Below are 26,362 nucleotides of genomic sequence, written 5' to 3'. Positions count from 1 at the left end.
GTCAGCGACCGCTGATCGGGACGATCTCGCCGGGGCCGAGCGCGTCGGTGCGTGAGGTGTCCTTGAGGTCGACGCCCGAGCGGCCGAGGACGCGGGCACCGGAGACCAAGCCCGCGACCACCTTTGCCGCCTGCCGGTAGCCGAGGCCTTCCGGCGGGTGAATGTTGGAGATGCAGTTCCGATCGGCGTCCGTGCGACCTGGGTGGGGCAAATGGGTCAGGTAGATGCCGAGGCTGTCGGCCACCGACAGGCCGGGACGTTCGCCGATCAGCACGACGACCGTTGCCACGCCCATCGCGGCGGCGATGTGGTCGCCTAGGGCGACCCGGGCCTGGGTGGCGATCACCGGGGCGGCGAGTGAATAGCGCGGTGCGAGTTCCGCGATCAGGGCGGCCAGCGTGGCGGGGCCGTGGTCGGTGAGGGCGCGCGGTGACAAACCGTCGGCCAGGACGAATCCGATCTCGGCGGCACTGTGCGGCACCTCGGGCAAATCGGAGTCGGTTGCGGGGCCGGAAGATTCGGCGGGCAGGCGGCCGAGGTCGGGGCGGCGAAGATATTCGGCGCGGTCGGTGGCCCGGCTGCGCACGTGGACGGGATCGCCGAGGCCGAGCGCGGCGATCCGCTCCTGCAGCGCGGGCACATCCAATGGCAGATGTACCGCGTCGCGCGCCGCCGAGTGCGCCGCCCGGAATTCCAATACCCGCCGGGTGGGCAGTGCGTCGCCGGTGCGGCCCAGGCCGATCCTCGACTGGGTGCTACGCCGTAGGTCCTGCCAGAACTGATGTGCCGCAGCGCTTTCGGCTCGGCCACTGCCGTCCGGCCGGATCGCATCGGTTTCGGTGCCCGATTCATCCAGCGCCGCAACCACTTCCAGCTTGGTGCCGGTGCGCTTCATCAGGCACCCGCCAATGCGCGCAGCGGCGACGCCAGCGGCTCCACCGGCAGCACCCGGCCCGCCGCGTCGATCATGCCCAACCCGGACAGCCAGGACTCGAATTCCGGTGCGGGACGCAGGTTCAGGACGCGCCGCGCGTACAACGCGTCGTGAAAACTCAGGCTCTGATAGCCGAGCATCACGTCGTCGGCGCCGGGTACGGCGATGACGAACGCGCACCCCGCCGCGCCCAACAACGTCAGCAACGTATCCATATCGTCCTGGTCGGCCTCGGCGTGATTGGTGTAGCAGACGTCGACGCCCATCGGCAGCCCGAGCAGCTTGCCGCAGAAATGGTCTTCCAGTCCGGCCCGGATGATCTGCTTGCCGTCGTAGAGGTACTCCGGCCCGATGAAGCCGACGACCGTGTTGACCAGCAGCGGGTCCAGATCCCGCGCGACCGCGTAGGCGCGGGCCTCCAGGGTCTGCTGATCGACCGGCTTGCCGCCGGTGCCGAAATGCGCACCCGCCGACAACGCCGAACCCTGCCCCGTTTCCAGGTACATCACGTTGTCGCCGACGGTGCCGCGGTGCAACGACCGGCCTGCCTCGTTGCCCTCGCGCAGCAACGAAATATTCACGCCGAAGCCGGCATTCGCGCCCTCGGTGCCCGCAACCGACTGGAACACCAGATCGACCGGCGCGCCCGCCTCGATCAGCCCGATGGTCGTGGTCACGTGCGAGAGCACACACGATTGGGTGGGAATGCCGAAGCGGACCCGCACCTCGTCCAGCAGGCTCAGCAGGTCGGCGGTGGCCTGCGGCGAATCGGTCGCCGGGTTGATCCCGATCACGGCGTCGCCGCAGCCGAGCAGCAGCCCGTCGAGCGTGGCGGCGGCGATCCCGCGCGGGTCGTCGGTGGGATGGTTCGGCTGCAACCGGGTGGCCAGGGTGCCGGGCAGGCCGACGGTGGTGCGGAAGCCGGCGGTGACCACGGCGGCCCTGGCGACCGCGATCAGATCCTGATTGCGCATGATTTTGCTGACCGCGGCCACCATCTCCGGGGTGAGGCCCGGCGACACCGCGCGCAGGACGGCCGCGGCACCGGCGCCGGCCGCGACGGCGAGCAGCCAGTCCCGCAGGCCGCCGACGGTCAGATGCGAAATCGGCTGGAACGCAACCCGATCGTGGGTATCGATGATCAGCCGGGTGACCTCGTCGGTCTCGTACGGAACCACCGGCTCGTCCAGAAACCGGGCCAGCGGCACCTCCGCCAGCGCCCACTGGGCGGCGGCCCGCTCGGCATCCGAACTCGCCGCGCAGCCCGCCAGTTCGTCGCCGCTGCGCAGCGGGGTCGCCTTGGCGAGCAATTCGACCAGTCGGTCGAACTGGTAGGTGACTCCGCCGAGTTGCTGTGTGTAGCAGGTCATTCCAGCTCCTCCTCGGCCTTGGCCAGCATGGCGAATTCCTCGTCCGGCGAGTCGGCAACCAGCCGATGCCTGCTGTACAGCCCGAAGTACGCCATGAACGCACAGAACGCGACGAGCGTCCAGGTCGCCGCGGCCGGATCGACCAGGAACGTGGCAATCACTGCGGCACAAGCGATCACGAGCGCGAAGGCGGTGGTCGCGATGCCACCGGGCGTGCGGTACGGACGGGGCATGTTCGGCTCGCGGACTCGAAGCACGATGTGACTGACCATCATCAGCACATAGCTGAGCGCCGCACCGAATACGGCCATGTTCAACAGCATCGCGCCCTTGCCGGTCAGTGACAGCGCGAAGCCGATAAGGCCGGGCACGATCAGCGCGAGCACCGGCGCCTTGCGCGCGTTGGTCACCGACAGGCTCGTCGGCAGATAGCCGGCCCGGGAGAGCGCGAAGGTCTGCCGGGAGTAGGCGTACACGATGGAGAAGAAGCTGGCGACCAAACCGGCCAGGCCGATGTAGTTGACCAGTTTCGCCGCACCACCGTCGCCGAGCGCCTCGACCAGTGGATTGCCCGAGGTCGAAATGGCCTGCGCGCCAAGCGCTCCGGTGGCGAGAAAGAGCACGGCCGCACCGGTGACGATCAGCACGAGCATCGCGCTGATGATCCCCTTGGGCACGTTCTTCTCCGGTTCCCGCGCCTCCTCCGCGGCCAGCGGCACGCCCTCGACGGCCAGGAAGAACCAGATGGCGAACGGCACCGCCGCCCAGATCCCGAACACGCCGAACGGCAGGAACGAGGAACTGCCAACGGCATTCGGGTCCGCTGGGATATCGGTCAGGTTGCCGGTCTCGAACAGACCCCACGCGGACACCGCGAACACCAGCAGCCCGACCAGCGCGATCGCGGTGATCACGAACATGGCCTTGAGCGCCTCCCCCGCCCCGGTCAGATGCACCCCGATGAACACCGCGTACACCGCCAGATACACCCACCAGCCGTCGGTGATCCCGAACAGATTCAGCGATTCGGCATACCCGCCGATGAACGTCGCGATGGCCGCGGGCGCGATCGCGTATTCGAGCAATACCGCTGTGCCCGTGGCGAATCCGCCCCACGTACCGAGCGCGCGCCGGGCGAAGGTGTACCCGCCGCCCGCCGCAGGCAGGGCCGCCGACAACTCCGCCATGCCGAGGACCATTGCCAGGTACATGCCCGCGATCAGCACGGTCGCGATGAGCAGGCCACCGAAACCGCCCTGCGCGATGCCGCTGTTCCAGCCCGCGTAATCACCGGAGATCACATAGCTGACGCCGAGCCCGGCCAGCAGCACCCAGCCCGCCGAGCCCGAGCGCAACGTCCGCTTGGCCAGATAGTCCGTCCCGGCGGCACCGGTCACCTGCACATCCTCGATCGTCATAGGCGCTACGCACTCCTCGTCCACATACCGTTTGGTCGGTGGACCAATTCTTGGGAGCGTTTGTTGCCCGGGTGTGAAACGACGTTACGGACGCGGTGCCGCCGCCGGTGACACAGCGCACACACAGGCGGGTCGCGGGTTCACTCTCAGCCGGACACGGCACACTTGGTCGGTGATTGCCTCCGCCCCGGTCCGGTTTCGGTCACCCTGGACGCAGACCATCGATCTCCGCACCGAAGCGCGTGTCGCATGGGACTGGCTGCGCCGTCCCGGGTTGGCGCAGCGGGTGCTGCCCGCGATCCGGGAGCACCTGGGCGCGGCGCCGGCCAGCACGGCCTACGCGTTCACCGTGTTCGTCACCTGGTGGACGCTGCGCGGGGTCGGCGACTCGGTCGAACGCAGGCTGATCTTCTCCGCGTCGACCAACCTCTACAACATGCGGCACAATCCGGTGCAGGTACTGGTCGCCTCGGCGTTCTGGACCGACGGCGGCTTCCCGTGGACCACCATCGCCGGCTTCCTGATCGTGATGGCCTACGCGGAACGCTGGCTGGGCACCACCCGCTGGATCATCCTGTTCGCGACCGGGCACATCGGCGCCACCCTGCTCACCGTCACCGGCATCTCGCACGCGATCGACCGCGGCGTCATCCCCCGCGTGGTGGCGGTCGCCGCGGATGTCGGCACCAGCTACGGCTTTTCGGCGGTGCTCGCCGCGCTGACCTTCCGGTTCCGCGGACTGGTCCGGCTGCTGTGGGCGGGCACGCTCATCCTGACCTTGGTCGCGGCGCTGTGGATCGGGCCGACGTTCACCGACTACGGCCACCTGTGCGCGTGCCTGATCGGCCTCGCCGTCGGCGGGCTCGCGACCGTGGTCGGCCGCTGGGTGGAGAAGAAGACCGCGGCCAAACCCGAACCCGCGGTGACGCTCACGAAGTGACGCCGGCCGGCTTCAACCGGCGCTGCACCACCCCGACCACCGGCTCGACCACGCGCGCCGCGATCGGGCCGAGGATCGCCATCAGCAGCACGTAGGCCGAGGCCAGTGCCGCGAGCTGCTTGTCGACGCCGCCCATGGTCACCGCCAATCCCGCGATGACAATGGAGAATTCGCCGCGCGCGACCAGCGCCGCCCCCGCCCTGGCCCGGCCCATCGGCCGGATACCCTGCCTGCTCGCCGCCCACCAGCCGGTGCCGAGCTTGGTCAGCATGGTGATCACGGCCAGCGCGATCGCCCAGCCGAGCACCGGCGGGATGGCCCGCGGGTCGGTGGTGAGCCCGAAGGCGACGAAGAAGATCGCCGCGAACAGATCGCGCAGCGGTTCCAGCAGTTTCGCGGCCTCGTGCGCGGTGGAGCCGGAGATGGCGATGCCGAGCAGGAACGCCCCGACCGCTGCGGACACGTTCAGCGCCGAGGCGACGCCGGCCACCAGTAGCGCCGCGCCGAGCAGCTTCAGCAGGAACACCTCGTTGTCCGAGCTGTCCACGATGGCCGAGACGTATCGGCCGTAGCGCAGCGCGACCACCAGCACGACCGTGATCGCGGTGAGCGCGACGGCCAGCGATTTCGCGCCGCTGGCGAAGCTCAGACCGGCCAGGATCGTGGTGAGGATCGGCAGATAGACCGCCATCGCCAGATCCTCGAACACCAGGATCGACAGGATCACCGGGGTCTCGCGGTTACCGAGCCGCCCGAGGTCGTTGAGCACCTTCGCGACGATGCCCGAGGACGAGATATAGGTGACGCCGCCCATGGTGACCGCGCCGACCGTGCCCCAGCCGAGGATCAGCGCCACGATCACACCGGGCGTCGCGTTCGCCACGATGTCGATCAGACCGGCCGCCCAGGACCGGCGCAGGCCGGTCATCAGTTCCGGCGCGGTGTACTCCAGGCCGAGCAGCAGCAACAGCAGCACCACACCGATTTCGCCGGCGATATGGCCGAATTCGTTGGCGGCGCTGAGCGAGATGAAGCCGCCCTGGCCGAAGGCGAGGCCGCCGATCAGGTAGAGCGGAATGGGAGACATGCCGAAGCGACCAGCCACGCGCCCGAAGGTGCCGAGGACAAACAGAATCGCTCCGAGCTCGACCAGGGCGAGCGCGGTTCCAGTCATCGGTTTCAGCCGTGCGTGAGAATCTTGGCGGCGGCGTCCAGGCCGTCCGGGGTACCGACGACGACGAGCACATCGCCTGAGGTGAAGGTGAAATCGGGGCCGGGCGAGGGGTGCAGCTGGCCGGCCCGCATCACCGCGACGATCGACACCTTGGTGCGGGTGCGCATCGCGGTCTCGCCGAGTGTGCGTCCCTCGTAAGGGGATTCGTCGGCGATCGGCAACTGCCGGGTGGTGATGCCGGGAAGGTCACTGTGTTCGTCGTTCAGCTTCGCGACCAGCTGCGGCGCGCCGAGCAGGTTGGCGAGCACGGCGGCCTCGTCGGTGCTCAGCGGGATCTGCGCGGCGCAGGCGTCGGGATCGTCGGTCTTGGAGACGATGAGGTCGATGTCGCCGTCGCGATGCGCGACCACACCGATCCGGCGGCCGGAGCGCACCTCGAAGTCTTTGCGGACTCCGATCCCGGGTAGGGCTGTCACGTCGACATTCACCCGTTCAGATTAGACCGATGTCCGATTCACTCCGCCGCGCGGTCATCACTTCGGCGGATGGCGCCTGGTCAGGGCTGTGCTGAGATGGAGTGGTGCGGCAATGGTCGGAGCTTCCCGGGACGGCGCGCGACGCGCTGGGCGCGTCGCTGTCCTTCGCCGCGGGCACCGGGCTCTACGCGGCGAATCTGTACGCGCTGATCGATCGCGGGACGGACGTGCCGATGCCGACGCGGCTGCTGGTGTTCGCCCCGCTGTGCCTGCTGACGATGCTGCGTCGCCGAATGCCGGTGGTGGCCATGGTCCTCGGGCTCGCACCGCTGCTGATCGATATGCGCCTCGGCCCGTCGGTGCCGGTGTGGATCCTCTACGGCGACCTGATCTACGCCGCCGTGCTGTATTCGGCGCGACGGGCCTCGCGGATCACGATGGTGGTCTGGTCGGTGTTCTCGGGGCTGATCGTGGTGCTGACCCTGGTCCGCACCGGAGACCTGCGCGCGGTCTCGATCGCCCTCGTCGTGGTGTTCGCGTTCATCGCGACACCGCTGTGGTGGGCCAACTCGGTGCGCACGCACAAGGAGATCGCCGGCGCCGAACGCGCCCGCGCCCAGGCCCTCACCCTGGTCGCCGCGCTAGACCGGCGCGCGGCCATCGCCGACGAGCGCACCACCATGGCGCGCGACCTGCACGACGTGATCGCCGGGCACCTCTCGGCCATCGCCATCCAGTCCGAGGCGGCACTGGGCGTGCTGGCCCGCACGGACGCCGATCCGGGGGTCACCGGGATCATGCGGTCGATCCGGACCAACAGCGTCAGCGCGTTGCAGGAGATGCGCACCATGATCGGACTGCTGCGCAGCGACGGCGACCCGGTGGACGAGGTGGCGGCGCCGCGCCGCCTGGCCCAGCTGCCCATCCTGGTCGAGGCCGCCCGCGCGGCCGGGATCAGCGTGCGGGTGCGTGAGAACCTCGACGGCGCCGACCTTCCCAGCGCGGTCGATCAGGCCGCGTACCGCATCGTTCAGGAGGCATTGACCAACGCCATGAAACACGCACCCGGACAACAGGTCGACATCGAGGTGGGCACGCGGGACGAGCAACTGCGGGTGCTGGTGCGCAACCCGATGGCGCCGGCCGCACTGCGCCGCACCGAGAACGGCGAGCCGCACCGCGGCCTGATCAACATGCGCGAGCGCACCGCCGCGCTCGGCGGAAACTTCACCGCCGGACCGGATTCCGGCCGCTGGGAAGTGCTCGCCCGGCTGCCGCTCACCGCGAGCCCGGCATGACGATCCGGGTCCTGATCGCCGACGATCACGCCGCCATCCGGGCCGGCCTGCGGATGATCCTCGACGCCGAGGACGACCTCGAGGTGGTCGGCGAGGCGGCCGACGGCGATGTCGCGGTCGCGCAGGCCAAGGCGCTGCGGCCGCATGTGGTACTGATGGACGTGCGCATGCCCGGCGTGGACGGGATCACCGCGACCGAGCGGATCACCGCCGACGAGCTGGCCAAGGTGCTGATCCTGACGACCTTCGATCTGGACGAGTACGTCTTCCGGACCTTGCGCGCCGGCGCGTCGGGATTCGTGCTGAAGTCCGCGTCGGGGCAGGCGCTGATCGACGCCGTCCGCAAGGTGGCCGCCGGGGACGGCGTGCTCGCCCCGGAGGTGACCAGGGCGGTGATCACCGCGTTCGCCGCGACGAATACCGATGCGGCCGAACCGGAACCGAACGGGTTCGCCGATCTCACCGAGCGTGAACGCGAGGTGCTCGACTGCCTCGGCGACGGACTGTCCAACGCGCAGATCGCCGGGCGCCTGTTCATCGGCGAGACGACGGTGAAGACGCACGTGTCCCGGGTGCTGACGAAACTCGGTGTGCGGTCGCGGGTTCAGGCCGCCATCGTCGCGCGCGAGGTCCGCGACCGCTGACTCACTTGGCGAGCGGGGCGAACACGCCGTCCGGACCGGGCTGGAACTCCTCGACCGCGATCACCGCGCCGGTGGGCAGCGGGCCGTACAGATGCGGGAACAGCATCGATTCCGGGTCGGTCGGCACGCCCGGTTCCCACTTCACCGGCGCGCCGAGCCGGGCCGGGTCGAGCCGGAGCAACACCAGGTCACGCCGCCCGGAGAACAGCCGGTTGGCGGGCAGATGGGCCTGCTGCGGGGAGGACAGGTGGATGAATCCCACCTCGTCGAGCGACGACGCGCGATACTCGCCCGTTTGCCGGGCGGAAAGCCACTCGCCCAAAGTGCATATGTGAACAAGCGTGTGAGTGTCGTGGGTCACGGGTAATCTCCCGGTAGACAACTGGATCGGCCTGTTCGAGGTGGTGACCAAACGGAGTTCGAAGCGTGACCTGGAATGTTCGCCAGTAGCGAAATCCCTGGTCGTGTTATCGAAAACACACTGAATCACTCACGGGAACAAAGCCCCCGTCCCGAACGTCTGACAGAGTAGTCATACCACTGCTGGGAAGTAGCGGTAGCGAGCCCGCGGAGTGACCACGGGCCCCACACCAGGCGAACGGTCTGTGAACCGGGAGCCAGGACGGAGGAGTCATGCCAGGAACCCTGACTAGCACCCCACTGACCGCGGTCGATCGTTGCGACCGCTGCGGGGCGGCAGCACGAGTGCGCGCCGTTCTGCCCGCAGGTGGCGAGTTGCTCTTCTGCCAGCACCACGCGAACGAACACATGGATCGACTGCGTGAGCTGGAAGCCGTGATCGACACGGAATCCGCTCCCGCTATCTGACCAACTCCTCGCGTCCTGAGATAACAGCATCCGACAACAGAAAACCGTTTACCGCAGCGGGCGATCCTCGGATCGCCCGCTGCCGGTGTGTTCAGGGGTTTCGCGGTCGCCCAGGATCCCGTCCAGCAGGCGGTCCAGGCCGTAGGCGAACGCGCCGTCCGGGTCCGCGGGGGCCTGATACAGCTCGCCGACCGCCTGCCCGACCCGCGACGACAGCGGAAACAGACTGACCGGCATGGCTTGGGCGAGCAGTGGGCCGTGCACCTCCCACCACTGCTTGTCGGTCATCACCAGCGCGTCCCGCCGCGCGCCGACCGCGACACGCGCGTTGCCCGTGGCGAATTCGGACAACACCGCGATCACCCGATCCAGCTCGACATCCGGCAGGCCGATCCCGTCGAGTGCGGCGAGCTGCCGTTCGTAGCGCCGCATCCGGCCGGGACCGATCACCTGGCGCCACGGCGAGACTTCCAGCAGCCACGGGTGAGCGATCAGCTCGGCGCGCGCCTGGCGGGCAATGCCGGCCATCCGCTCGCGCACCGGCAGGTCCGCCGGGATCGGCGCGTCCTCGTCGGCCACCGCGTCCACCATCAGCACGGTCAGCGCGTCCTTGCTGGGCACATAGGTGTAGAGGCTCATCGGACGCAAGCCCAGCTCGGCGGCGACCGCCCGGATGGACACCTTCGCGTATCCGTCCCGATCCGCGAGCGCCACCGCCGCGTCGACCACCGCGTCCACACTGACCGCAGGCTTCGGCCCGCGGGCGCCCGGCCGCGGCGGGAGTTCGTGCCGCCACAGCAGGCTCACCAACTGTTTGGCCTGATCAGCGACGGATTCGTCGAGCAAGGGGCTCCTCGGAACAAACTCGGTACTTTGTACGTTATTCAGATACTTCGTACACCTTACGCCGATAAAGGGGTTCGCTCTGCCCAGCACACAGGCCACCTATCTGCCCGACCGTCACATGTTCGCGCTGTGGACATGGACCGAGGAGAACACCGGTCCCGCCCCCGCCGCGCTCGGCGATCGGGAGACCCTCCCCCTCGCCGTGCCCACCGGTCTCGACGGGGCGATCGAGGTCGTCCCGGTCGACTGCGCGTTGATCGATCCGGAGGCGTTCGCGGCGCTCGACCTGCCCGACGCTGGGCCCTCGGTCCGCCTGTTGCGTGCGGCGCTGCATGCGGAATCCGGTATTCCGGCGGACGAACTGCCGATCGCGGCACATGCGGTGCCCAACGCGGCAGGCACTTCGATCGTGTCCGCCGAACGCGCTATCCGGGTGCTGGCCGAGACCCAGGCGGCGGCAACGGAATTGCGGTCGGGCCTGAAAGCCGATCTGCGGCCGTATCAGGTACGCGGGGTCAGTTGGCTGCGGGAAACCGTCGCGGCGCACGGAGGGGCCGTACTGGCCGACGAGATGGGCCTCGGAAAGACGGTGCAGACCATCGGATTTCTGCTCGGGCGGGCCGCCGCCGGTCCGCAACTCGTCGTGTGCCCGACGTCGTTGGTCGGCAACTGGGCGCACGAGATCGATCGGTTCGCGCCCGGACTGCGGGTAGCGGTGTGGCGCGGGGGCGAAATCGACGCCGGGGCCGGGACGGTCGTGGTCGCCGGGTATCCCACGGTGCGCATCCACCGGCAGCAGCTGGACGGGCGGCGGTGGGCGACGGCGGTTTTCGACGAGGCACAGGCGCTGAAGAACCCGGGCACCCAGCTGGCCAAGGCCGCGCGGGCGCTCGACGCCGAGGTGCGCGTCGCGCTGACCGGTACGCCGGTGGAGAACCATCTCGACGAGCTGTGGGCGCTGCTGAATCTGGTGACACCTAGGCTGTTCGGGCACAAGACGCAGTTCCGGCGGCGGTTCGTCCGGCCGATCCAGGAGGGGTCGGCGGCCGCGGCGGCGCGGCTGCAAGACGCCATCGAACCCGTTGTCCTGGTGCGCAAGAAGGCGCAGGTCGCGGCGTCACTACCGGCGAAGATCCACGCCGACCTGCTGTGCGACCTCACCGGCGAGCAGGAGGAGCTCTACGACAAGCTGCTCGATCGCGCCATCGATGACGGGTTCGGCACCGGCATCGATCGCCAGAGCCGGGTGCTCGCGGCGCTGACCGCGCTCAAACAGGTCTGCAACCACCCCGGATTGGTCACCGGTGAGCTCACTGAGCTCGCCGGACGCTCCGGCAAGCTGGACCTGTGCACCGACATCCTGGCCAACAACCTCGAAATGAATGCCCCGACACTGATTTTCACCCAGTATCGGCAGACCGGTGAGCTGCTGGTCCGGCACCTCGCCGAGCAGTTCGGGGTGACTGCGCCGTTCTTCCACGGCGGATTGAACCAGTCCGAGCGCGCGGCCATCGTCTCCGGCTTCCAGGCCGAGGACGGGCCGCCCGTGCTGATCCTCAGCCTGCGTGCCGCGGGCACCGGACTCACGCTGACCCGCGCCGCGGATGTCATCCACTTCGATCGCTGGTGGAATCCGGCGGTCGAGGCGCAGGCCTCGGACCGGGCCCACCGGATCGGCCAGACCCGCACGGTCACCGTCACCACGCTCACCTCGACCACGTCCGTCGAGGAGCACATCGCTCGCATGCACGATCGCAAGTCGGCGCTCGCGGATCTCGGTGACTCGGCGGGCATCGCCGCCCTGGCTCGCCTCGATGACGATCAGCTCGTCGAGATCCTGCGCCGCCGAAGAAGCGGCGGCGCGCAGCAATTCGGCACGGGGTGGCGGTCGGACGATGGGAGGGCGAACTGATGCCGGACAACGATTTCGGGTACACCAGGTGGGGCAAGGACTGGGTCCGGCTCGCCGAACCACTGCGCCAGACGCGGCCCGAGCCGCTGCTCCCCCGCGCGCGTTCGATCGCGCGCAACCACGGGGTGCAGGCCACGATCGACGGGCGGATCGTGCGCGCCACCATCCATCGCGGCAGCGAGGCGTCGGTGATCCATCTGGAGGTGGCGCCGCTGACCCGCGCCGCGATCACCGCGATCGACGAGATCGTTCCGGATACCTCTGTGCTCACCGACGAGATGCACGCCGCAGTGCTCGCGGCCGGGCACTCGATCGCGCCGGTGCTGGCGGGCACGGACTGCTCGTGCAAGGCGCGCACGGCGCGGTGCCTGCATGTGCTGGCCACCTTCTACGACATAGCCTCCCGGGTGGACGAGAATCCGCGGCTCGCGCTGGAGATTCAGGGATTTTTCCAAGCGGCCCAGGATGATTCGCCGGCATTCGTGGCGGAGCAGCGGTGGGTGCCGATCAACACCTACGACCCCGCCCGCTACTTCGGCGACCTGACAACCGCCTGATCTCAGGACGCCATGTCCCAGCCGAGTCCTGTCGACCCGGCCTACTTTCACGGATGCCACACGCCCTCAGCGACTCCGCGGGTCTCGTAGGTCACTCGGGACGACGGGCGCGGAAGCGGAAACTGGTTGCGCCGGTTTCGATTTCGGCGTCGGTGAAGCCGACGCGGGTGAGCCGATCGACCGCGTCCTCCGGTGGCACGGGGACGCAGGTGTCCCCGACGTGCATCAACCGGAAAATGCGGCTGTCGAGACCGTCGCTGCCGGCGAACACGCCGCCGGGACGCAGGACGCGCAGCGCTTCGGCGAACAGCGCGTCCTGCGCGGCGGGCGAGGGCACGTGATGCAGCATGGTGAAACACACGACCGAGTCGAATTCCTTTACCGGGAAAGGCATATCGGTGCCGTCGCCCTCTACCACCGTCATCGCCGATCCGTGCCGGGTACGTAACCGGGCGGCGAGGTCGGGGTCGATCTCGACGCCGGTGAGGGTGGTCGCGCGGTCGAGCAGTGCGCGCACGTTCGCGCCGTAACCCGGACCGATCTCGAGCGCGGAGCCGCCGAGGTCGAGGCCGGACAACGCCCACGGCACGATTTTCGTCGCGCTGGTGCGTTCCCACATCGCCGAGCGGCAGCAGAATCGGTGGAAGATGTTCATCGCCATGCCCTCGACGCTATGAGCAGACGGCGATGACCGCGACGAGCTACGGTGACATATTGTGTCGCGAAACGGCCATCCGTCCGTCCAGCCCGACCCGCCCGGCTCCACCGCGATGGTGCTCGGTGCCGGGGTGCTGCCCGCCGGCTACTGGTTCGATCTGCACGAGCATCCACTGCACCAGATCGCCTGGGCCGCAAGGGGAGTCATCGCGGTCGAGGTGGGCGACAACCGCTGGGTGCTCCCGCCCACCCGCGCCCTCTGGATCCCCGGCGGCATCCCGCACCGCACCGGCAGCGCGGAGGGCGCCGAGATGCGCGGCATCTACGTCGACCCCGAGCGCTGTCCCGTCGCCTTCACCGCACCGACGATCCTCCGCGTCACCCGCCTGATGCACGAACTCTTCGACCACCTCGGCGCCCCCGGCACCTCCTCCGACCGCCGAAAACGCGCCGAAGCCGTCGTTTTCGACCTGGTCGAACCGGTCGAGGTGATCCCCATCGGCGCCCACACCCCCACCGACCCGCGCGCCGCACAGGTCGCCGACACCCTCACCACCGACCCCGCCGACCCCCGCACCCTCACCGAATTCGCCACCGCCGTCGCCACCAGTCCCCGCACCCTGGCCCGCCTGTTCCTCACCGAAACCGGAATCACGTTCGGCCAGTGGCGAACCCAGATCCGCCTCGCCGCTTCCCTCCCCCTACTGGCCGCCGGCCTCCCCATCGCCCGCATCGCCGGCCGAGTCGGCTACGCCACCCCCAGCGCCTACGTCGCCGCCTTCCGCCGCGCAGTAGGCGTCTCCCCCGGCAAGTACTTCACCGGCTGACCGGAAGCGACCCGCACCCTCACACCCGGGATCCACACCCACTTTGTGGCGTTGGTGCCGCGGTCGACGGCGAGGATCGAGCCGGGCATCGGCGACCGGAACGAGTTGGCGCGCCGGGGTATTCGGGCCTCGGTGCGCAGGCCGAACATGAGCGCCGCGCGGTCGCCGCCGCCGCGTCGCCGGACCGCCGGCCGGATCAGACTCCACCGCAGGCGCACCCGAGACGCCATGCAGCGGACGCCCCAGCGCGCGATTCGGGCGAGCGCAGCGAAGTTCCCTCATGGCCGCACCGCCCAGGTGTGCACCGAATTGCCCTCGCGGACAAGCCGACTAGGCGTTGGTGCCGCCGTCGACGGTGAGGATCGAGCCGGTGATGTTGCGGCCGGTCTCGCCGGCGAGGAAGGCGACCATGGCGGCCATGTCCTCGGGCTCGGCGAAGCGGCCGAGGGCGTTGAGGCCGACTTGCAGGTCGTAGTGGCCGCCGTCGAGCGGGTTCATGTCGGTCACGGTGGAACCGGGCTGGAGCAGGTTCACCGTGATGCCGCGGGGGCCGAGTTCGCGGGCCAGCGCCTTGGTGAACCCGTTCAGCGCCGACTTGCTCAGGTTATAGAGCGAGAGTCCGGCGAAGGAGGCCTTCTCGGACAGGTTGCTGCCGATACTGACGATCCGGCCGCCGCCGGTCATGTGCGCCACCGCGGCCTGCGCGCCGACGAACGCGGCCCGCGCGTGGATGTTCAGCGCGCGGTCGATCTCGTCGAGGGTGAACTCCTCGAACGGCTTGGCCGGGAAGATGCCCGCGTTGTTGACCAGGATGTCCAGCCCGCCGAGGTCGGCCGCGGCCTGATTCACCGCACGCACCACGTCACCGGCGTCGGCACTGTCCGCCCGGATCGCCACCGCCCGCCGGCCGCGCGATTCGATCTCCGCGACCACGAATTTCGCCTGGACCTCGGCGTTCTGATAGGTGATCGCCACGTCCGCGCCGTCGGCCGCCAGCTTCTGCGCGATCGCCGCCCCGATTCCGCGGCTGCCGCCGGTCACCAGTGCCACCTTGCCCGTGAGATCCGACATCGGTCCTCCTCTATTTCTGTGTCGATCAGTACATAAATAGCTAAGCGCATCGACCGCGATCGCGTCAAGGGGTATATTTAACGATCGACACAGAAAGGATCGACCATGGCCGAACGGGGACGACCGCGCGCATTCGACCGCACGGACGCGCTGCGCCGCGCCATGGAGGTGTTCTGGGAGCACGGTTACGAGGGCTCGTCGATGAGCGACCTCACCTCGGCCATGGGCATCAACTCCCCCAGCCTGTACGCCGCGTTCGGCGGCAAGGAGGCGCTGTTCCGGGAGGCCATCGGCCTGTACGGGAAGACCGACGGCGGATACACCGCACGGGCCTTGCGCGAGGAACCGACCGCGCGGCAAGCGATCGATGCGATGTTGCGGGACAACGCGATCGCCTACACCGTCGAGGACAAACCGCACGGCTGCATGGTGGTACTCGCCGGCTCGACCTACACCACGCGCAGCGAGAGCATTCGCGACTTCCTGGTCGAAAAGCGCAGGGAGACAACGGAGGAAGTGCGCCAGCGGCTGGATCGCGGGATCGCGGAAGGCGATCTGCCCGCGGCGACCAACACCGCCGGGCTGGCCCACTTCTACACCACGGTGCTGTACGGCCTGTCCATCCAAGCCCGCGACGGAGCGTCACTGGCCGAATTGACGCAGTCGATCGACTGCGCGATGGCAGCCTGGCCGGCGTCCGCTTAGATCTATGCCGACTCGTTGCGACCTACATGCGCCGCAGCGCCGCGATCCGTTCCTCCAGCTGGTCCGCTGTCGCCAAAGCGGTCGGCGGCCCACCGCATTCGCGCCGAAGCTCACCATGGATCACGCCGTGCGGCTTGCTGGTGCGATGGTGATGCATGGCGACCAAGCTGTTGAGCTCCCGCCGCAACTCACCCAATCGGTCGGCGGTAGCCACTCGTTCGGCCGAACTCGCCACCTGCGGACCGGGTTCGGCGGCCGCCGATTCACCGCGATCGGCGATCTGCTTGCTCTGCCGCTCGCGCAGCAACGCCCGCATCTGGTCCGCGTCGAGCAGACCGGGGATGCCGAGATAGTCGGCCTCCTCGTCGCTGCCCGCGAAAGTCGCTGTGCCGAAGGAAGATCCGTCGTAGATCACCTGATCGAGTTCGGCGTCGGCGGCCAGCGCGACGAAGGATTTCTCCTCCTCGCCCGGCTCGTCCTGCTGCTTGTTCGCCTCGTTCAGCAGCTCGTCGTCGAGGCCGTCCTTTTCCCGATGCGGCTTGCCGATCACGTGGTCGCGCTGCAGCTCCAGCTGCGCGGCCAGATCCAGCAGCACCGGCACCGAGGGTAGGAACACGCTCGCCGTCTCGCCGGGCTTGCGGGCCCGCACGAACCGGCCGATGGCCTGCGCGAAGTACAGCGGCGTCGAGGCGCTGGTCGCGTACACGCCGACCGCGAGCCGCGGCACGTCGACGCCTTCGGACACCATGCGCACCGCGACCATCCACGGCTCGGTGCTCGCGCCGAACTGTTCGATCCGATCCGATGAGGTCGGCTCGTCGGACAGCACCAGCGCGGGCTTGGTGCCCGAAATGTGTTCCAGCAGTTCGGCGTAGTCGCGCGCCCGCTCCTGGTCGGTGGCGATCACCAGGCCACCCGCGTCCGGCATGCCCGTGCTGCGCAACTGCCGCAGCCGCATGTCCGCGGCGCGCAGCACGGCCGAGATCCAGTCGCCGGCCGGGTCGAGCGCGGTGCGCCAGGCGCGGGCGGTCTGTTCGGCGTTGAGCGGCTCGCCGAGGCGGGCGGTGTGCTCCTCGCCCGCACTGTCACGCCAGTGCGCCTCGCCGGAGTAGGCGAGGAACACCACCGGACGGACGACGCCGTCGGCGAGCGCCTCGGAGTAGCCGTAGGCGTGGTCGGCGCGGGAGCGCGGGAAACCCGACTCGTCGGGTTCGTAGGTGATGAACGGGATCTGGCTGTCGTCACTGCGGAACGGGGTTCCGGTGAGCGCGAGCCTGCGGGTCGCGTCGCCGAACGCCTCGGCGGTCGCCTCACCCCAGCTCTTCGCGTCGCCCGCGTGGTGGATCTCGTCCAGAATGACCAGGGTCCGGCGGTTTTCGGTGCGCACCCGATGCCGGGACGGATGCGAGGCCACCTGGGCGTAGGTGACGACGACACCGTGATAGTCACCGGACGTGCCGCCGGTCGCGTTGGAGAACCGCGAATCCAGCTGGATTCCCGAGCGCGCCGCGGAGTGCGCCCACTGGTGCTTGAGGTGCTCGGTCGGCGCGACGACGGTGATCTGGTCCACCGTGCGATCCGCGAGCAGCTCGGCGGCCACCCGCAGCGCGAATGTGGTCTTACCGGCGCCCGGCGTCGCCACCGCGAGGAAGTCGCGTGGCTTGGACGCGAGGTATTTGGTCAATGCCCGGCGCTGCCAGGCACGCAGCGAACCGCCGCTCGATGTACCGGAGCTGTTCGGCGTCCCCGACGCGTCGGGTCTAACCGAATCGCCCGGTGTCTCCGCTTTTCCCGCCACAGCGGCGCCACCCGACCCAGTCACCCGATCGACCTTACTGGCCCGGCACGGCGTGTTGCTAAACCGACGCGGCATGGGCGATCGGCATCACATGTTCAACTACCGACACGCCGGAGTTCACCGGCTGCCCGACGACACGTCGCCCCCGGAATCCGGTGCGGGGGCGCCGGGTGCGCGATGCTGTAGTCACGATGACCGACCAGAACGCCTTGCCGAGCGACCCGCTGCGGACCGACATACCGTCGCTCAGCGGGGGCATCGCCGCGCGCGAACTCACCTTCGGTCAACGTGTCACCATCCGGGCGCGTCGCGCGCGCCGCAATACCGTCAAGCTCGTCGTGCGGGTCGCGGTGAAGGCCTGGGACGATTCGATCTTCGCCAAATCCGCGGCCGCCGCGTTCTGGCAGACCCTCTCGCTCGCGCCGCTGCTGCTCGGCGTGCTCGGCAGCCTCGGGTACGTCGGCACCTGGTTCGGGCCGGACACCGTGCAGATCGTCGAAGCCAAGATCATTTCGTTCAGCCGGGATCTGTTCAGCTCGAGCGTGGTCTCGGATCTGATCGAGCCGACCGTCAAGGACGTGCTCGGCAAGGGGCGCGGCGCGGTCGTGTCGGTGGGTTTCGTGCTGTCACTGTGGGCCGGGTCGTCGGCGATGGCGACGTTCGTCGATTCGATCGTCGAGGCGCACGATCAGCAGGACCTGCGGCATCCGGTGTGGCAGCGGATCTTCGCGCTGCTGCTGTACGTCGCGTTCCTGGTCGCGTCGGTGTTCATCCTGCCGCTGGTGGCGCTCGGGCCCACGCTGATCGGCCGGGTGCTGCCCGCGCCGTGGCGGGCGACCGGGTTGCAGCTGCTCGATTTCTTCTACTACCCCGGTGTCGGGTTGCTGCTGATCATCGTGCTGACCACGTTGTACAAACTGGCGCTGCACACCTCGCTGCCCTGGCACCGGCTCTTCGGTGGGGCGCTGGTCGCGGCCGTGTTCTTCATCGCGGCCAGCGAGGTGCTGCGCCGGTATCTGTCCTGGGTCACCCAGACCGGTGTGAGTTACGGCGCACTCGCGACGCCGATCGCGTTCCTGCTGTTCACTTATTTTCTCGGGTTCGCGGTGATCCTCGGCGCGGAGTTCAACGCCGCCGTGCAGGAGTTCTGGCCTGCGCGGGCAACCCGGATGGAGCAGGTCAAGGAATGGATCACCAACCAGCTGAGCGGGGATTCGTCCGGCTCGGAGACAGCGACCACCGCGACGACGGAGAAGTCTCCGCCGTCAGCTGCGGACACACCCGATCAACCGCGCGCGGCGTCCTAGCCGGACGTCGCCTCAATCGCCCTTCTTGAGCCCGTCGTAGACCTTCTTGCAGTCCGGGCAGACCGGCGAACCGGGCTTGGGCGACCGCGTCACCGGAAAAACCTCACCGCACAGGGCGACGACATGGGTGCCCATGACGGCGCTCTCCGCGATCCGGTCCTTCTTGACGTAGTGGAAGAACTTGGGGGTGTCGTCGCTCGTCGACTCGTCGGTGGTCGAATCGGGGCGAACCATGGTGTCGGTGCTCACGGATTCCATGATGCCGCATCCGTGGCGGCGGTGACCGATCACGGTCCGGTGTCCGCCTGACCACGCTGTGTGCGCTGCTGCTCCGACAGTGGAAGACTCGAAGGCATGCAGCAGCACGGCGACTCCCCCAACGCCGACGACATCGGCCGTGGTGAGCGCCCGGACGTGACGATGCCCCCGGCCTCGACCGGCTCCGCCGGATACTTCCCCGGCACCGACGACAAGCGTCCCGTCCTGATCACCGAGGCCCAGCCGTCGCTGGAAGATCAACATCGTTCCCGGGTCCGCCGCTACACCATCATCATGGCCTTCCGCATCCCCTGCCTGGTCCTGGCCGCGATCGCCTACAGCACCTTCGGCAGCGCCCTGCTCGCCATCCTCATCATCGCCGTCTCCATCCCCCTCCCCTGGATAGCCGTCCTGATCGCCAACGACCGCCCACCCCGCCGCAAAGACGAACCCAGCCGCTGGGACGAACGCCGCACCGCGATCGAGGCCCGCTCCCACAAGTCCATCGACGGCTGACGGGTCGCCGTCCAACGGGACCGCTCAGCACGCGAACGACGCCCTAGCCAACGGGACATAACAGCGACGTCGTCGAGCCACCTCGCGTCCCGCTGCGAATCCCGTTGGCATCCACGCGGACATGCCAAGCTACCGGCCGAGTATCCCCTCGACGTCCCACTCGCGAATCGGGATCACACCTAACTGGCTGTCCCACTGGCGAACCAGCCCCCTCGACGACGTCGACACCTCATGGACATGACCCTGGCGTCGACGGACATGACCGAGGTGCCGAACGAGAAGCCCGCCTTACTGCCCGTTCGCGCGCGGGATGGCTGCGCGATGAACCAGGCGGGGCAAGGTGGAACATGGACAGCCGGCGAGCGCTCACGTGTCCCACTCACGAATAGCGTCGGCATCCAACGGGACATCGCTGAGACATCGGCCGAGTAGCGCCTGCCTCATGTCCCGTTCGCGGACAGGTTCGAGACCGCTCGGGACATGGCGGAGGCAACACGCCAGTGGAAGCCCAGTCAGGTCCCATTCGCGAACAACGCTGGCATCCAACGGGACATAGCTGAGACATCGGCCGAGTAGCCCCTGCCTTATGTCCCGTCCGCGAACAGGATATAGATCGGACGGGGCACAGCCAAGGGATTGCGCAGCTAGCGACTCGTCAGTGCCCTTCAGCTACAGCGCCGACGGTCGATGGGGACATGACGGCGGTCCGGGCGAGTGGACCCTCTGTCATGACCCGCCCGCGAGCAGCTCCAGTAACCAACGGGACACGGCGAGCGGAAGCGGCCCAGCAGCCGCGCTTTCATGTCCCGCTCGCGAATCGCGTTGGCATCCAACGGGACATAGCCGAGACATCGGCCGAGTAGCCCCTGCCTCATGTCCCGTTCGCGCCCAGGTTCGACACCGCTCGGGACATGGCGGAGGCAACACGCCAGGGAAAGCCCAGTCAGGTCCCATCCGCGAACAACGCTGGCGGCCAACGGGACACGGCGGCGACAGCAGCCGAGTAGCACCTGCCCCACGTCCCGTTCACGCCCAGGTTCGACACCGCTCAGGACACGGCGGAGACAACACACCAGTAGAAGCCCAGCCAGGCCCCATCCGCGAACAACGCTGGCGACCAACGGGACACGGCGACGACAGCAGCCGAGTAGCACCTGCCCCACGTCCCGTGCACGCCCAGGTTCGACACCGCTCAGGACATGGCAGAGGCAACACGCCAGGGAAAGCCCAGTCAGGTCCCATTCGCGAACAACGCTGGCGGCCAACGGGACTTGGTGGCGACAGCGAGTGGCCCCTCCGTCACGTCCCGCTCGCGCACAGGGGTGACGTTGGATGGGACACGGTTGAGGAATTGTGCGGTTGGAGGCTCCAGGATGTCCCGGTCGCACGCGTAGGCCGTGCCGGGCGGGAGATAGCTGAGGCATCTGGTGAGGAGGGGTGCTGCCGGACGTCGGCAGTCGGCAGGGGTTGCTGCGCGGTCAGCGGCCGACGCTGCGTCGTTCACTTGGCCGGTGGCGGGTCGGTATCGGTCGATTACGTCGGTGGCGACCGCGGGGTCAGGCCTTACGGCGGATGACGGCGGACATGATCGCGGCGGTGGCGCAGAGGGCGCCGGCCAGGTACCAGGCGAGGTCGTAGGTGCCTTGGATGTCGCGGATCACGCCGGCGCCGGTGGCGGCTACGGCGGAGCCGATCTGGTGGGAGGCGAAGACCCAGCCGAAGGCTACGGGGCCGTCGTTGCCGAAGAGTTCGCGGCAGAGCATGACGGTGGGCGGGACGGTGGCCACCCAGTCCAGGCCGTAGAAGATGATGAAGACCCACAGGCTGGGCTGGGTGTGCGGGCCGAGCAACGACGGCAGGATCAGCAGGGACAGGCCGCGCAGGACGTAGTAGCCGACGAGCAGATAACGCGGGTCGATCCGGTCGGTCAGCCAGCCGGAGGCGATGGTGCCCGCGACGTCGAAGATGCCGACCACGGCCAGCAGGCTCGCGGCGGCCGTCGGTGGCATGCCGTGATCGTGTGCGGCACTGACGAAGTGGGTGCCGACGAGCCCGTTGGTGGACGCGCCGCAGACCGCGAATCCCCCTGCCAGCAACCAGAATCCGGGCGTGCGCGCGATCTTGGCCAGCACGGTGAGCGCGCGCGTCGCGCCGACCGTCGGTGGCGTCCGGACACCGATCGCACTGCCCGGCTCCGCGCCGTACGCGGTGACTCCGACATCGCTCGGGAAATCTCGAATGAACAGCAGTACCAACGGCACAACGGCCAACGCGGTCCCGGCGACGATCAGCGACGGCACCCGCCAGCCGTGCTCGTGCGCCAGCATCGACACCAGCGGCAGGAACACCAGCTGACCGGTCGCCCCCGCCGCCGTGAGCACCCCGGTGACCAGCCCGCGCTGCCGCACGAACCAACGCCCGGTGATCGTCGCCACGAACGGCATCGACATCGACCCCACGCCGACGCCGACCAGCAGACCCCAGGTCATCATCAGATGCCACGGCTGCGTCATGAACACGGTCAGCCCGGCGCCGGCGGCGACCAGCACCAGCGCCCCCGACACCACCTTGCGAATGCCGAACCGATCCATCAACGCCGCCGCGAACGGCGAAATCAACCCGTACAAAAGCAGATTCAGCGAAACCGCCGCCCCGATCGTCCCGTGCGACCAGCCGAACTCCGCGTGCAGCGGATCCATCAACACGCTGGGCACCGACCTGAATGCCGCGGCCCCGAGCAAGGCGATGAACCCCACGCCGGCGACGGTCCACGCGGGATGCGGCCGACGCCTGGTCACGGGGTCGTTCGGCGGAACAGTCGGCGGCGTCTGCAGTTCGGTCACCCGCTGAGCGTGCCGGAAAACCGCGCACCCAACGAGTGGCCGGAATGCCACAAACCACCAAGATCGTGCCAGCACGGCCGACACGCCAATGCGCTCGACACCGCGCGCGGCGTTCCCTATCGTGTCCCGAGGCACTAGACAGGAGTGAACATGATTCGGTGGATCTGGGCCTTCCTGGACCGCCCCGCACAGCGATTCGACGACTGCGCGAAGTTCTGGTCCACCATCACCGGTACCGAACTGTCCGCGCGCCGTGGCGAACACGACGAATTCCTCACGCTGCTGCCCGATCCCGCGCGCTTCGCCGCCGCCGGAGTGAAGATGCAGTCGGTCACCGGCCTCGGCGGCGTCCATCTGGACCTCGACGTCGACCACATCCCGACCGCCGTGCGCACCGCGCTCGACCTCGGCGCCGACCTGGTCGCGAACCACCCCGACTACGCCGTCCTGCGCTCCCCCGGCGGCCAAACCTTTTGTCTCACACCGAGTGGCCGCGCCAAAGGCACCCCCGCACCCGCCGTCACCGCCCCCGACGGCACCCTCAGCCGCCTCGACCAGGTCTGCCTCGACATCGGCCCCACCGACCACGCCGCCGAGACCGAATTCTGGAAGTCGTTGACCGGCTGGAACTTCCAGCAAGGCCGCCGCCCCGAATTCGCCCGCCTGCGCGCCACCGAGCACCTCCCCATCCAACTCCTCCTGCAACGCCTGGACGAAGACCGCACCACCAGCGCCCACATTGACCTGTCGTCCTCCGACATCGCCGCCACCGCCACCTGGCACGAAACCCTAGGCGCCACAGTCATAGAACGCTTCGACCACTGGATCGTCATGACCGACCCCGCCGACGCCACCTACTGCATCACCGCCCGCGACCCCAAGGCTTCTGACTAATCGAGTCGAGTCAAAAGGTCGCCAGATGATCTTCAACAGCAACCTTTTGACTCGACTCGATGAGCACGAACGACCTTTTGACTCGACTCGACGAACGCGAACACCCCTCGACTCGGCTCGATGAGCGCACACGCCCCCTCGACTCACCGCGATGGGCGCGCACGCCCCCTGTGGCACCTCAATGAACGCGCCGCCCCATCGACTCACCGCGATGAGCACATGCACCCCTTTGACCGACCTCGGTGAGCGAACTGACCTGACTCGACTCGACGAGCAGTGGACGACTACTCGCCTCACCACGATCACCCAACCGACCACTCGACTCCCTTTCTCCCCCAGCCTCTTTGAACCGGACCACAACCCGATGACCACGCCGGAACTCCCGCGCTGCCCATACCAACTGCGTAAGTAGGTCGGGGACCCCGCCTGACGTGCTCAGCACTATCGATCATCTCTGGGAGCAGGCGCACCTGACTGCTAGGTATCGTCAGGGACTTCCCAACGCGACCTGACAAGGAAAACTGAAGACCTACCCATGTTTTCACTGAAGTAGTGCTGAGCACGTCGCCTGCCGTACCCGGCCTTAGGCGCATGTCGATCACGCGATGTCGAGTCCCAGCGTGGTCATCTGGCTGTGGTTACGTCACAAACGCTTCGGACAAGAGGCGGCCGGTCAGCGACAGTCGGTCAGCGACGGTCGCTGCGGCGGTCAGGGGAGGTCGGCAGTGTCTACTGCGACGATTCCGAAGGCAGCGGCAGCGGCAACTACGGAGATTCGGGCGGTCCGCGGTTCCTGCTGCGGAGGCTTCGGGCCGCTCTCCATGCGAACCTGTCCGCGAAGGTGATTGCCTGCCGGTATTTCCCATGATCTGCACCCGTTCGGAAGCAACACCGCCAACCTCATCACGACAAACCTTACAAATCAGGTTTCGCGATTACCCCGTCAAACCCGAGCCAGCGCAGATCGGAGCTGAGGTGCGGATTCCGTAGTGGCGCGGATCGCGCAGGTTGCCCATAACAGCGGTCGTGGCTACTCGTAGCCACGACGCCAGTGAACCTGCCTGCAAACAACGCTTCGAGGAGGCGCATCCGAATCCGCACTCCCTCCCGAGATCCACACTGGGAGTACGGCATTCAACCAGCGCCGATCCCGGGCGAAGATGCGGCCGTCCACGTTGGCCCTCAGGAGCCGCACGCCGTTCAACGAGGGTTCTTCACACATTTGCTCCGTGCTTCGCATATCTCGTCGCTTGCCGAGACGTGTGTAGTGGCGCAAGCAAATGTGCGATGTCTACCTATCTGACGCTTGGTCATTTAGCGCGGGCACTCGGGGCGGTCGAGCGGGTCGAGTGCGTACTAGAAGGTGATGGTTTGCGTTGCCTCGATCTTTGGCGGGAACGGGGCGATGGCAGAGTACCGATGTGCCTACTAACCGATCTACGACCACTGGATCTCTGCTCACCGCGTTGTGCCCGGAGCTGCGGGTGGCGCTGACTCGGGTCGGGTATGACGCCGACACGCTGTTGGAGGTGCTCGGCGAGGACGTGCACGCGGCGCTGGGGCGGTCGGAGCCGGTGCCGGTGCGACGGGCCGCGCGGGACGCGGGGGAAGTGGGCACGCTGATTCGGTTGCTGCTGCTCGGGGATCCGCTGCCGGAGCGGGACGTCGCCGCGGCAATAGCACCGGTGCAGGTCGAGCGGGCGGTGGCGGCGGGTCTGCTCGAACGTGACGGCGACCTGATCAGGGCGGCACTCGATCTGCGCCCGTTGGATGCGGGAGCGGGTACCCGCTGGATCCTGTCCGACCTCGATGACTCGATGCACCGGCGCACGCTCACCGAAGACCACGTGCTCGGCGTCGGCCACGCCTCCCTTTCGCTGCTGCGCGCGACACCGACCCGCAAGGTCGGCTCCGTCCTCGACCTCGGCACCGGCTGCGGCGTACAGGCCGTGCACGCCGCCTCCTACGCGAACACCGTGACCGCGACCGACGTCAACACCCGCGCCCTCTGGCTCGCCGAGGCAACCGCCGCGCTCAACGGACTCGACCTCGAACTCCTCGAAGGCTCCTGGTTCGAGCCCGTCGCCGGACGCCGCTTCGATCAGGTCGTGGCGAACCCGCCGTTCGTCGTCGGCCCGGCCAGGATCGAGCACACCTACCGCGACTCCGGCCTCGCCCTCGACGGCGCCAGCGAGTTGGTCATCGGACAGGCGGCAGACCTGCTCGCCCCTGGCGGCACCGCCGCGATGCTCGCCGCCTGGGTGCACGTCGACGGCGAGGACTGGCGGCACCGGGTGTCGTCCTGGCTGCCCGCGCACGGCATCGACGCCTGGGTCGTCCAGCGTGACGTCGCCGACCCCGCCCTCTATGTCGGCACCTGGCTGCGTGACGCCGGACTCGATCCGCGCGACCCCGCGGCCCAGGCGCGCGCCGAACAATGGCTCGACGCGTTCACCGCCGCCGACGTCGAGGGCATCGGTTTCGGTTTCGTCTACCTGCGCGCCATCGACGCCCCGACCGAGTTGCTCGCCGAGGACCTCACCCACGGTTTCGACGATCCGCTCGGCGACGAAGCCACCCGCTACTTCGAACGTTCGGCCTGGTTGCGCGCCGTCGCCGGCGACGAAAAGCTCGCCTGGACTTCACGTTTCGTGGTCGACCCGGCCACCGCGCTGGAACGCGTGTCGCTGCCCGGCCCGGACGGCTGGGCGCCGCGGGTGGCTCGTGTGCATCGCGGCGACGGACCCCGCTGGCAGCATGAGGTGGACGAGACAACCATCTCCTTGCTCGCGGGAATGCGCGCCGATGGGCTCCCGTTATACGAATTGATCGAACTGCTGGCGGTTGCCCACGGATCTGACGAGGTGACCACGGAGTTCGCGGCCGACGCGCTGTCCGTGGTGGCCGGATTGGTCCGCCACGGACTGGTACGCCCCGTGTAATTCCGGCAATCGCGGGTAGGTCGGTGCAGGCACCGGACAACAGGCTCGTTCCACGTCTGAGACCTTCTCAGGAACTTCTCAGACGAGAGTGATGAAAACCGCACGTCAGAGCGGTTTATCTGAGCCGAGACGGGGAACTTTCTCTCT

Annotated in this window: 24 protein-coding genes; 12 read left to right on the top strand and 12 right to left on the bottom strand. The window is 68.3% G+C overall.

From position 1 onward, the window contains the following. Position 1: 1 nt before the first annotated feature. The 3 genes from eutC to eat are packed head-to-tail and all read right to left on the bottom strand — an operon-like array spanning position 2 to position 3,722. Positions 2–895, bottom strand: a complete 894-nt coding sequence (gene eutC, locus ACFYO1_RS07695) for an ethanolamine ammonia-lyase subunit EutC (protein ID WP_387228178.1) — start codon at positions 893–895, stop codon at positions 2–4. Then, positions 895–2,304, bottom strand: coding sequence for an ethanolamine ammonia-lyase subunit EutB (locus tag ACFYO1_RS07690; RefSeq protein WP_387228177.1), 1,410 nt, complete (start codon positions 2,302–2,304; stop codon positions 895–897). The genes eutC and ACFYO1_RS07690 overlap by 1 nt, the downstream gene beginning before the upstream one ends. Next, a complete protein-coding gene (gene eat / locus ACFYO1_RS07685) occupies positions 2,301–3,722 on the bottom strand; it encodes an ethanolamine permease (protein ID WP_387228175.1) in 1,422 nt (473 codons plus the stop codon). The genes ACFYO1_RS07690 and eat overlap by 4 nt, the downstream gene beginning before the upstream one ends. Positions 3,723–3,894: 172 nt before the next feature. On the opposite strand from eat, the gene ACFYO1_RS07680 reads away from it, so the two are divergent. Beyond that, positions 3,895–4,662, top strand: a complete 768-nt coding sequence (locus ACFYO1_RS07680) for a rhomboid-like protein (protein ID WP_387228173.1) — start codon at positions 3,895–3,897, stop codon at positions 4,660–4,662. Here ACFYO1_RS07680 and ACFYO1_RS07675 read toward each other — a convergent pair. Beyond that, a complete protein-coding gene (locus ACFYO1_RS07675) occupies positions 4,652–5,836 on the bottom strand; it encodes a cation:proton antiporter (RefSeq protein WP_387228171.1) in 1,185 nt (394 codons plus the stop codon). The two genes, ACFYO1_RS07680 and ACFYO1_RS07675, sit on opposite strands and share 11 nt — an antisense overlap. Before the next feature lie 5 nt (positions 5,837–5,841). After that, positions 5,842–6,324 (bottom strand): cation:proton antiporter regulatory subunit, encoded by a 483-nt coding sequence (locus ACFYO1_RS07670; protein WP_378715013.1) that lies wholly within the window; start codon positions 6,322–6,324, stop codon positions 5,842–5,844. Between the two features lie 92 nt (positions 6,325–6,416). Here ACFYO1_RS07670 and ACFYO1_RS07665 point away from each other — a divergent pair, with 92 nt between their 5' ends. Next, complete coding sequence (locus ACFYO1_RS07665) at positions 6,417–7,610, top strand: sensor histidine kinase (protein WP_387228168.1); 1,194 nt, start codon at positions 6,417–6,419, stop codon at positions 7,608–7,610. Beyond that, positions 7,607–8,254 carry a response regulator gene (locus tag ACFYO1_RS07660; protein ID WP_387228165.1) on the top strand — a complete coding sequence of 216 codons (648 nt, stop codon included), beginning with the start codon at positions 7,607–7,609 and terminating at the stop codon, positions 8,252–8,254. Before ACFYO1_RS07665 ends, ACFYO1_RS07660 begins: the two co-directional genes overlap by 4 nt. Position 8,255: 1 nt before the next feature. Here the strand turns inward: ACFYO1_RS07660 and ACFYO1_RS07655 are convergent, their stop codons facing one another. Beyond that, a complete protein-coding gene (locus ACFYO1_RS07655) occupies positions 8,256–8,615 on the bottom strand; it encodes a DUF952 domain-containing protein (protein ID WP_191094247.1) in 360 nt (119 codons plus the stop codon). 272 nt (positions 8,616–8,887) lie between these two features. Here ACFYO1_RS07655 and ACFYO1_RS07650 point away from each other — a divergent pair, with 272 nt between their 5' ends. Then, a complete protein-coding gene (locus ACFYO1_RS07650; RefSeq protein WP_150405918.1) occupies positions 8,888–9,082 on the top strand; it encodes a hypothetical protein in 195 nt (64 codons plus the stop codon). A 48-nt stretch (positions 9,083–9,130) separates the two neighbouring features. Here ACFYO1_RS07650 and ACFYO1_RS07645 read toward each other — a convergent pair whose 3' ends face one another. Next, a complete protein-coding gene (locus ACFYO1_RS07645) occupies positions 9,131–9,928 on the bottom strand; it encodes a TetR/AcrR family transcriptional regulator (RefSeq protein WP_387228162.1) in 798 nt (265 codons plus the stop codon). 118 nt (positions 9,929–10,046) lie between these two features. On the opposite strand from ACFYO1_RS07645, the gene ACFYO1_RS07640 reads away from it, so the two are divergent. Further along, positions 10,047–11,840 (top strand): DEAD/DEAH box helicase, encoded by a 1,794-nt coding sequence (locus ACFYO1_RS07640; protein WP_387228161.1) that lies wholly within the window; start codon positions 10,047–10,049, stop codon positions 11,838–11,840. After that, positions 11,840–12,397, top strand: coding sequence for a hypothetical protein (locus ACFYO1_RS07635; RefSeq protein ID WP_387228159.1), 558 nt, complete (start codon positions 11,840–11,842; stop codon positions 12,395–12,397). The genes ACFYO1_RS07640 and ACFYO1_RS07635 overlap by 1 nt, the downstream gene beginning before the upstream one ends. Positions 12,398–12,488: 91 nt before the next feature. Here the strand turns inward: ACFYO1_RS07635 and ACFYO1_RS07630 are convergent, their stop codons facing one another. Then, a complete protein-coding gene (locus tag ACFYO1_RS07630) occupies positions 12,489–13,058 on the bottom strand; it encodes a class I SAM-dependent methyltransferase (RefSeq protein WP_387228157.1) in 570 nt (189 codons plus the stop codon). A 55-nt stretch (positions 13,059–13,113) separates the two neighbouring features. Here ACFYO1_RS07630 and ACFYO1_RS07625 point away from each other — a divergent pair, with 55 nt between their 5' ends. Next, a complete protein-coding gene (locus ACFYO1_RS07625; protein ID WP_387228156.1) occupies positions 13,114–13,881 on the top strand; it encodes an AraC family transcriptional regulator in 768 nt (255 codons plus the stop codon). A gap of 330 nt (positions 13,882–14,211) precedes the next feature. Here the strand turns inward: ACFYO1_RS07625 and ACFYO1_RS07620 are convergent, their stop codons facing one another. Further along, on the bottom strand, positions 14,212–14,952 hold the full coding sequence (locus ACFYO1_RS07620) for an SDR family NAD(P)-dependent oxidoreductase (RefSeq protein WP_387228154.1): 741 nt from the start codon (positions 14,950–14,952) through the stop codon (positions 14,212–14,214). 105 nt (positions 14,953–15,057) lie between these two features. Between ACFYO1_RS07620 and ACFYO1_RS07615 the strand changes: the two genes are divergently transcribed. Further along, entirely contained in the window at positions 15,058–15,657 is a 600-nt protein-coding gene (locus tag ACFYO1_RS07615) for a TetR/AcrR family transcriptional regulator (RefSeq protein ID WP_387228152.1), read from the top strand. Positions 15,658–15,679: 22 nt separating this feature from the next. Here the strand turns inward: ACFYO1_RS07615 and ACFYO1_RS07610 are convergent, their stop codons facing one another. Beyond that, positions 15,680–17,365: a DEAD/DEAH box helicase gene (locus tag ACFYO1_RS07610; RefSeq protein ID WP_387231759.1), complete on the bottom strand. Its 1,686-nt coding sequence runs from the start codon at positions 17,363–17,365 to the stop codon at positions 15,680–15,682. Positions 17,366–17,646: 281 nt separating this feature from the next. Between ACFYO1_RS07610 and ACFYO1_RS07605 the strand changes: the two genes are divergently transcribed. Then, positions 17,647–18,762: a YihY/virulence factor BrkB family protein gene (locus ACFYO1_RS07605; protein WP_387228150.1), complete on the top strand. Its 1,116-nt coding sequence runs from the start codon at positions 17,647–17,649 to the stop codon at positions 18,760–18,762. A gap of 12 nt (positions 18,763–18,774) precedes the next feature. Here the strand turns inward: ACFYO1_RS07605 and ACFYO1_RS07600 are convergent, their stop codons facing one another. Then, on the bottom strand, positions 18,775–19,020 hold the full coding sequence (locus tag ACFYO1_RS07600; RefSeq protein ID WP_085998233.1) for a DUF3039 domain-containing protein: 246 nt from the start codon (positions 19,018–19,020) through the stop codon (positions 18,775–18,777). A gap of 96 nt (positions 19,021–19,116) precedes the next feature. Between ACFYO1_RS07600 and ACFYO1_RS07595 the strand changes: the two genes are divergently transcribed. After that, on the top strand, positions 19,117–19,536 hold the full coding sequence (locus ACFYO1_RS07595; protein WP_387228149.1) for a DUF3099 domain-containing protein: 420 nt from the start codon (positions 19,117–19,119) through the stop codon (positions 19,534–19,536). Between the two features lie 1,556 nt (positions 19,537–21,092). On the opposite strand, the gene ACFYO1_RS07590 is transcribed toward ACFYO1_RS07595, so the two are convergent. Beyond that, positions 21,093–22,370, bottom strand: a complete 1,278-nt coding sequence (locus tag ACFYO1_RS07590; protein ID WP_387231757.1) for an MFS transporter — start codon at positions 22,368–22,370, stop codon at positions 21,093–21,095. A gap of 159 nt (positions 22,371–22,529) precedes the next feature. On the opposite strand from ACFYO1_RS07590, the gene ACFYO1_RS07585 reads away from it, so the two are divergent. Next, a complete protein-coding gene (locus ACFYO1_RS07585; protein ID WP_387228147.1) occupies positions 22,530–23,273 on the top strand; it encodes a VOC family protein in 744 nt (247 codons plus the stop codon). 1,421 nt (positions 23,274–24,694) lie between these two features. Further along, positions 24,695–26,215, top strand: coding sequence for a methyltransferase (locus ACFYO1_RS07580; RefSeq protein WP_387228145.1), 1,521 nt, complete (start codon positions 24,695–24,697; stop codon positions 26,213–26,215). Positions 26,216–26,362 lie beyond the last annotated feature (147 nt).

This window comes from Nocardia sp. NPDC006044, from assembly GCF_042871115.1.
Lineage (GTDB): Bacteria > Actinomycetota > Actinomycetes > Mycobacteriales > Mycobacteriaceae > Nocardia.
Note: the sequence above shows the minus strand (reverse complement) of the source record. Positions and strands in the feature narration are given on the sequence as shown.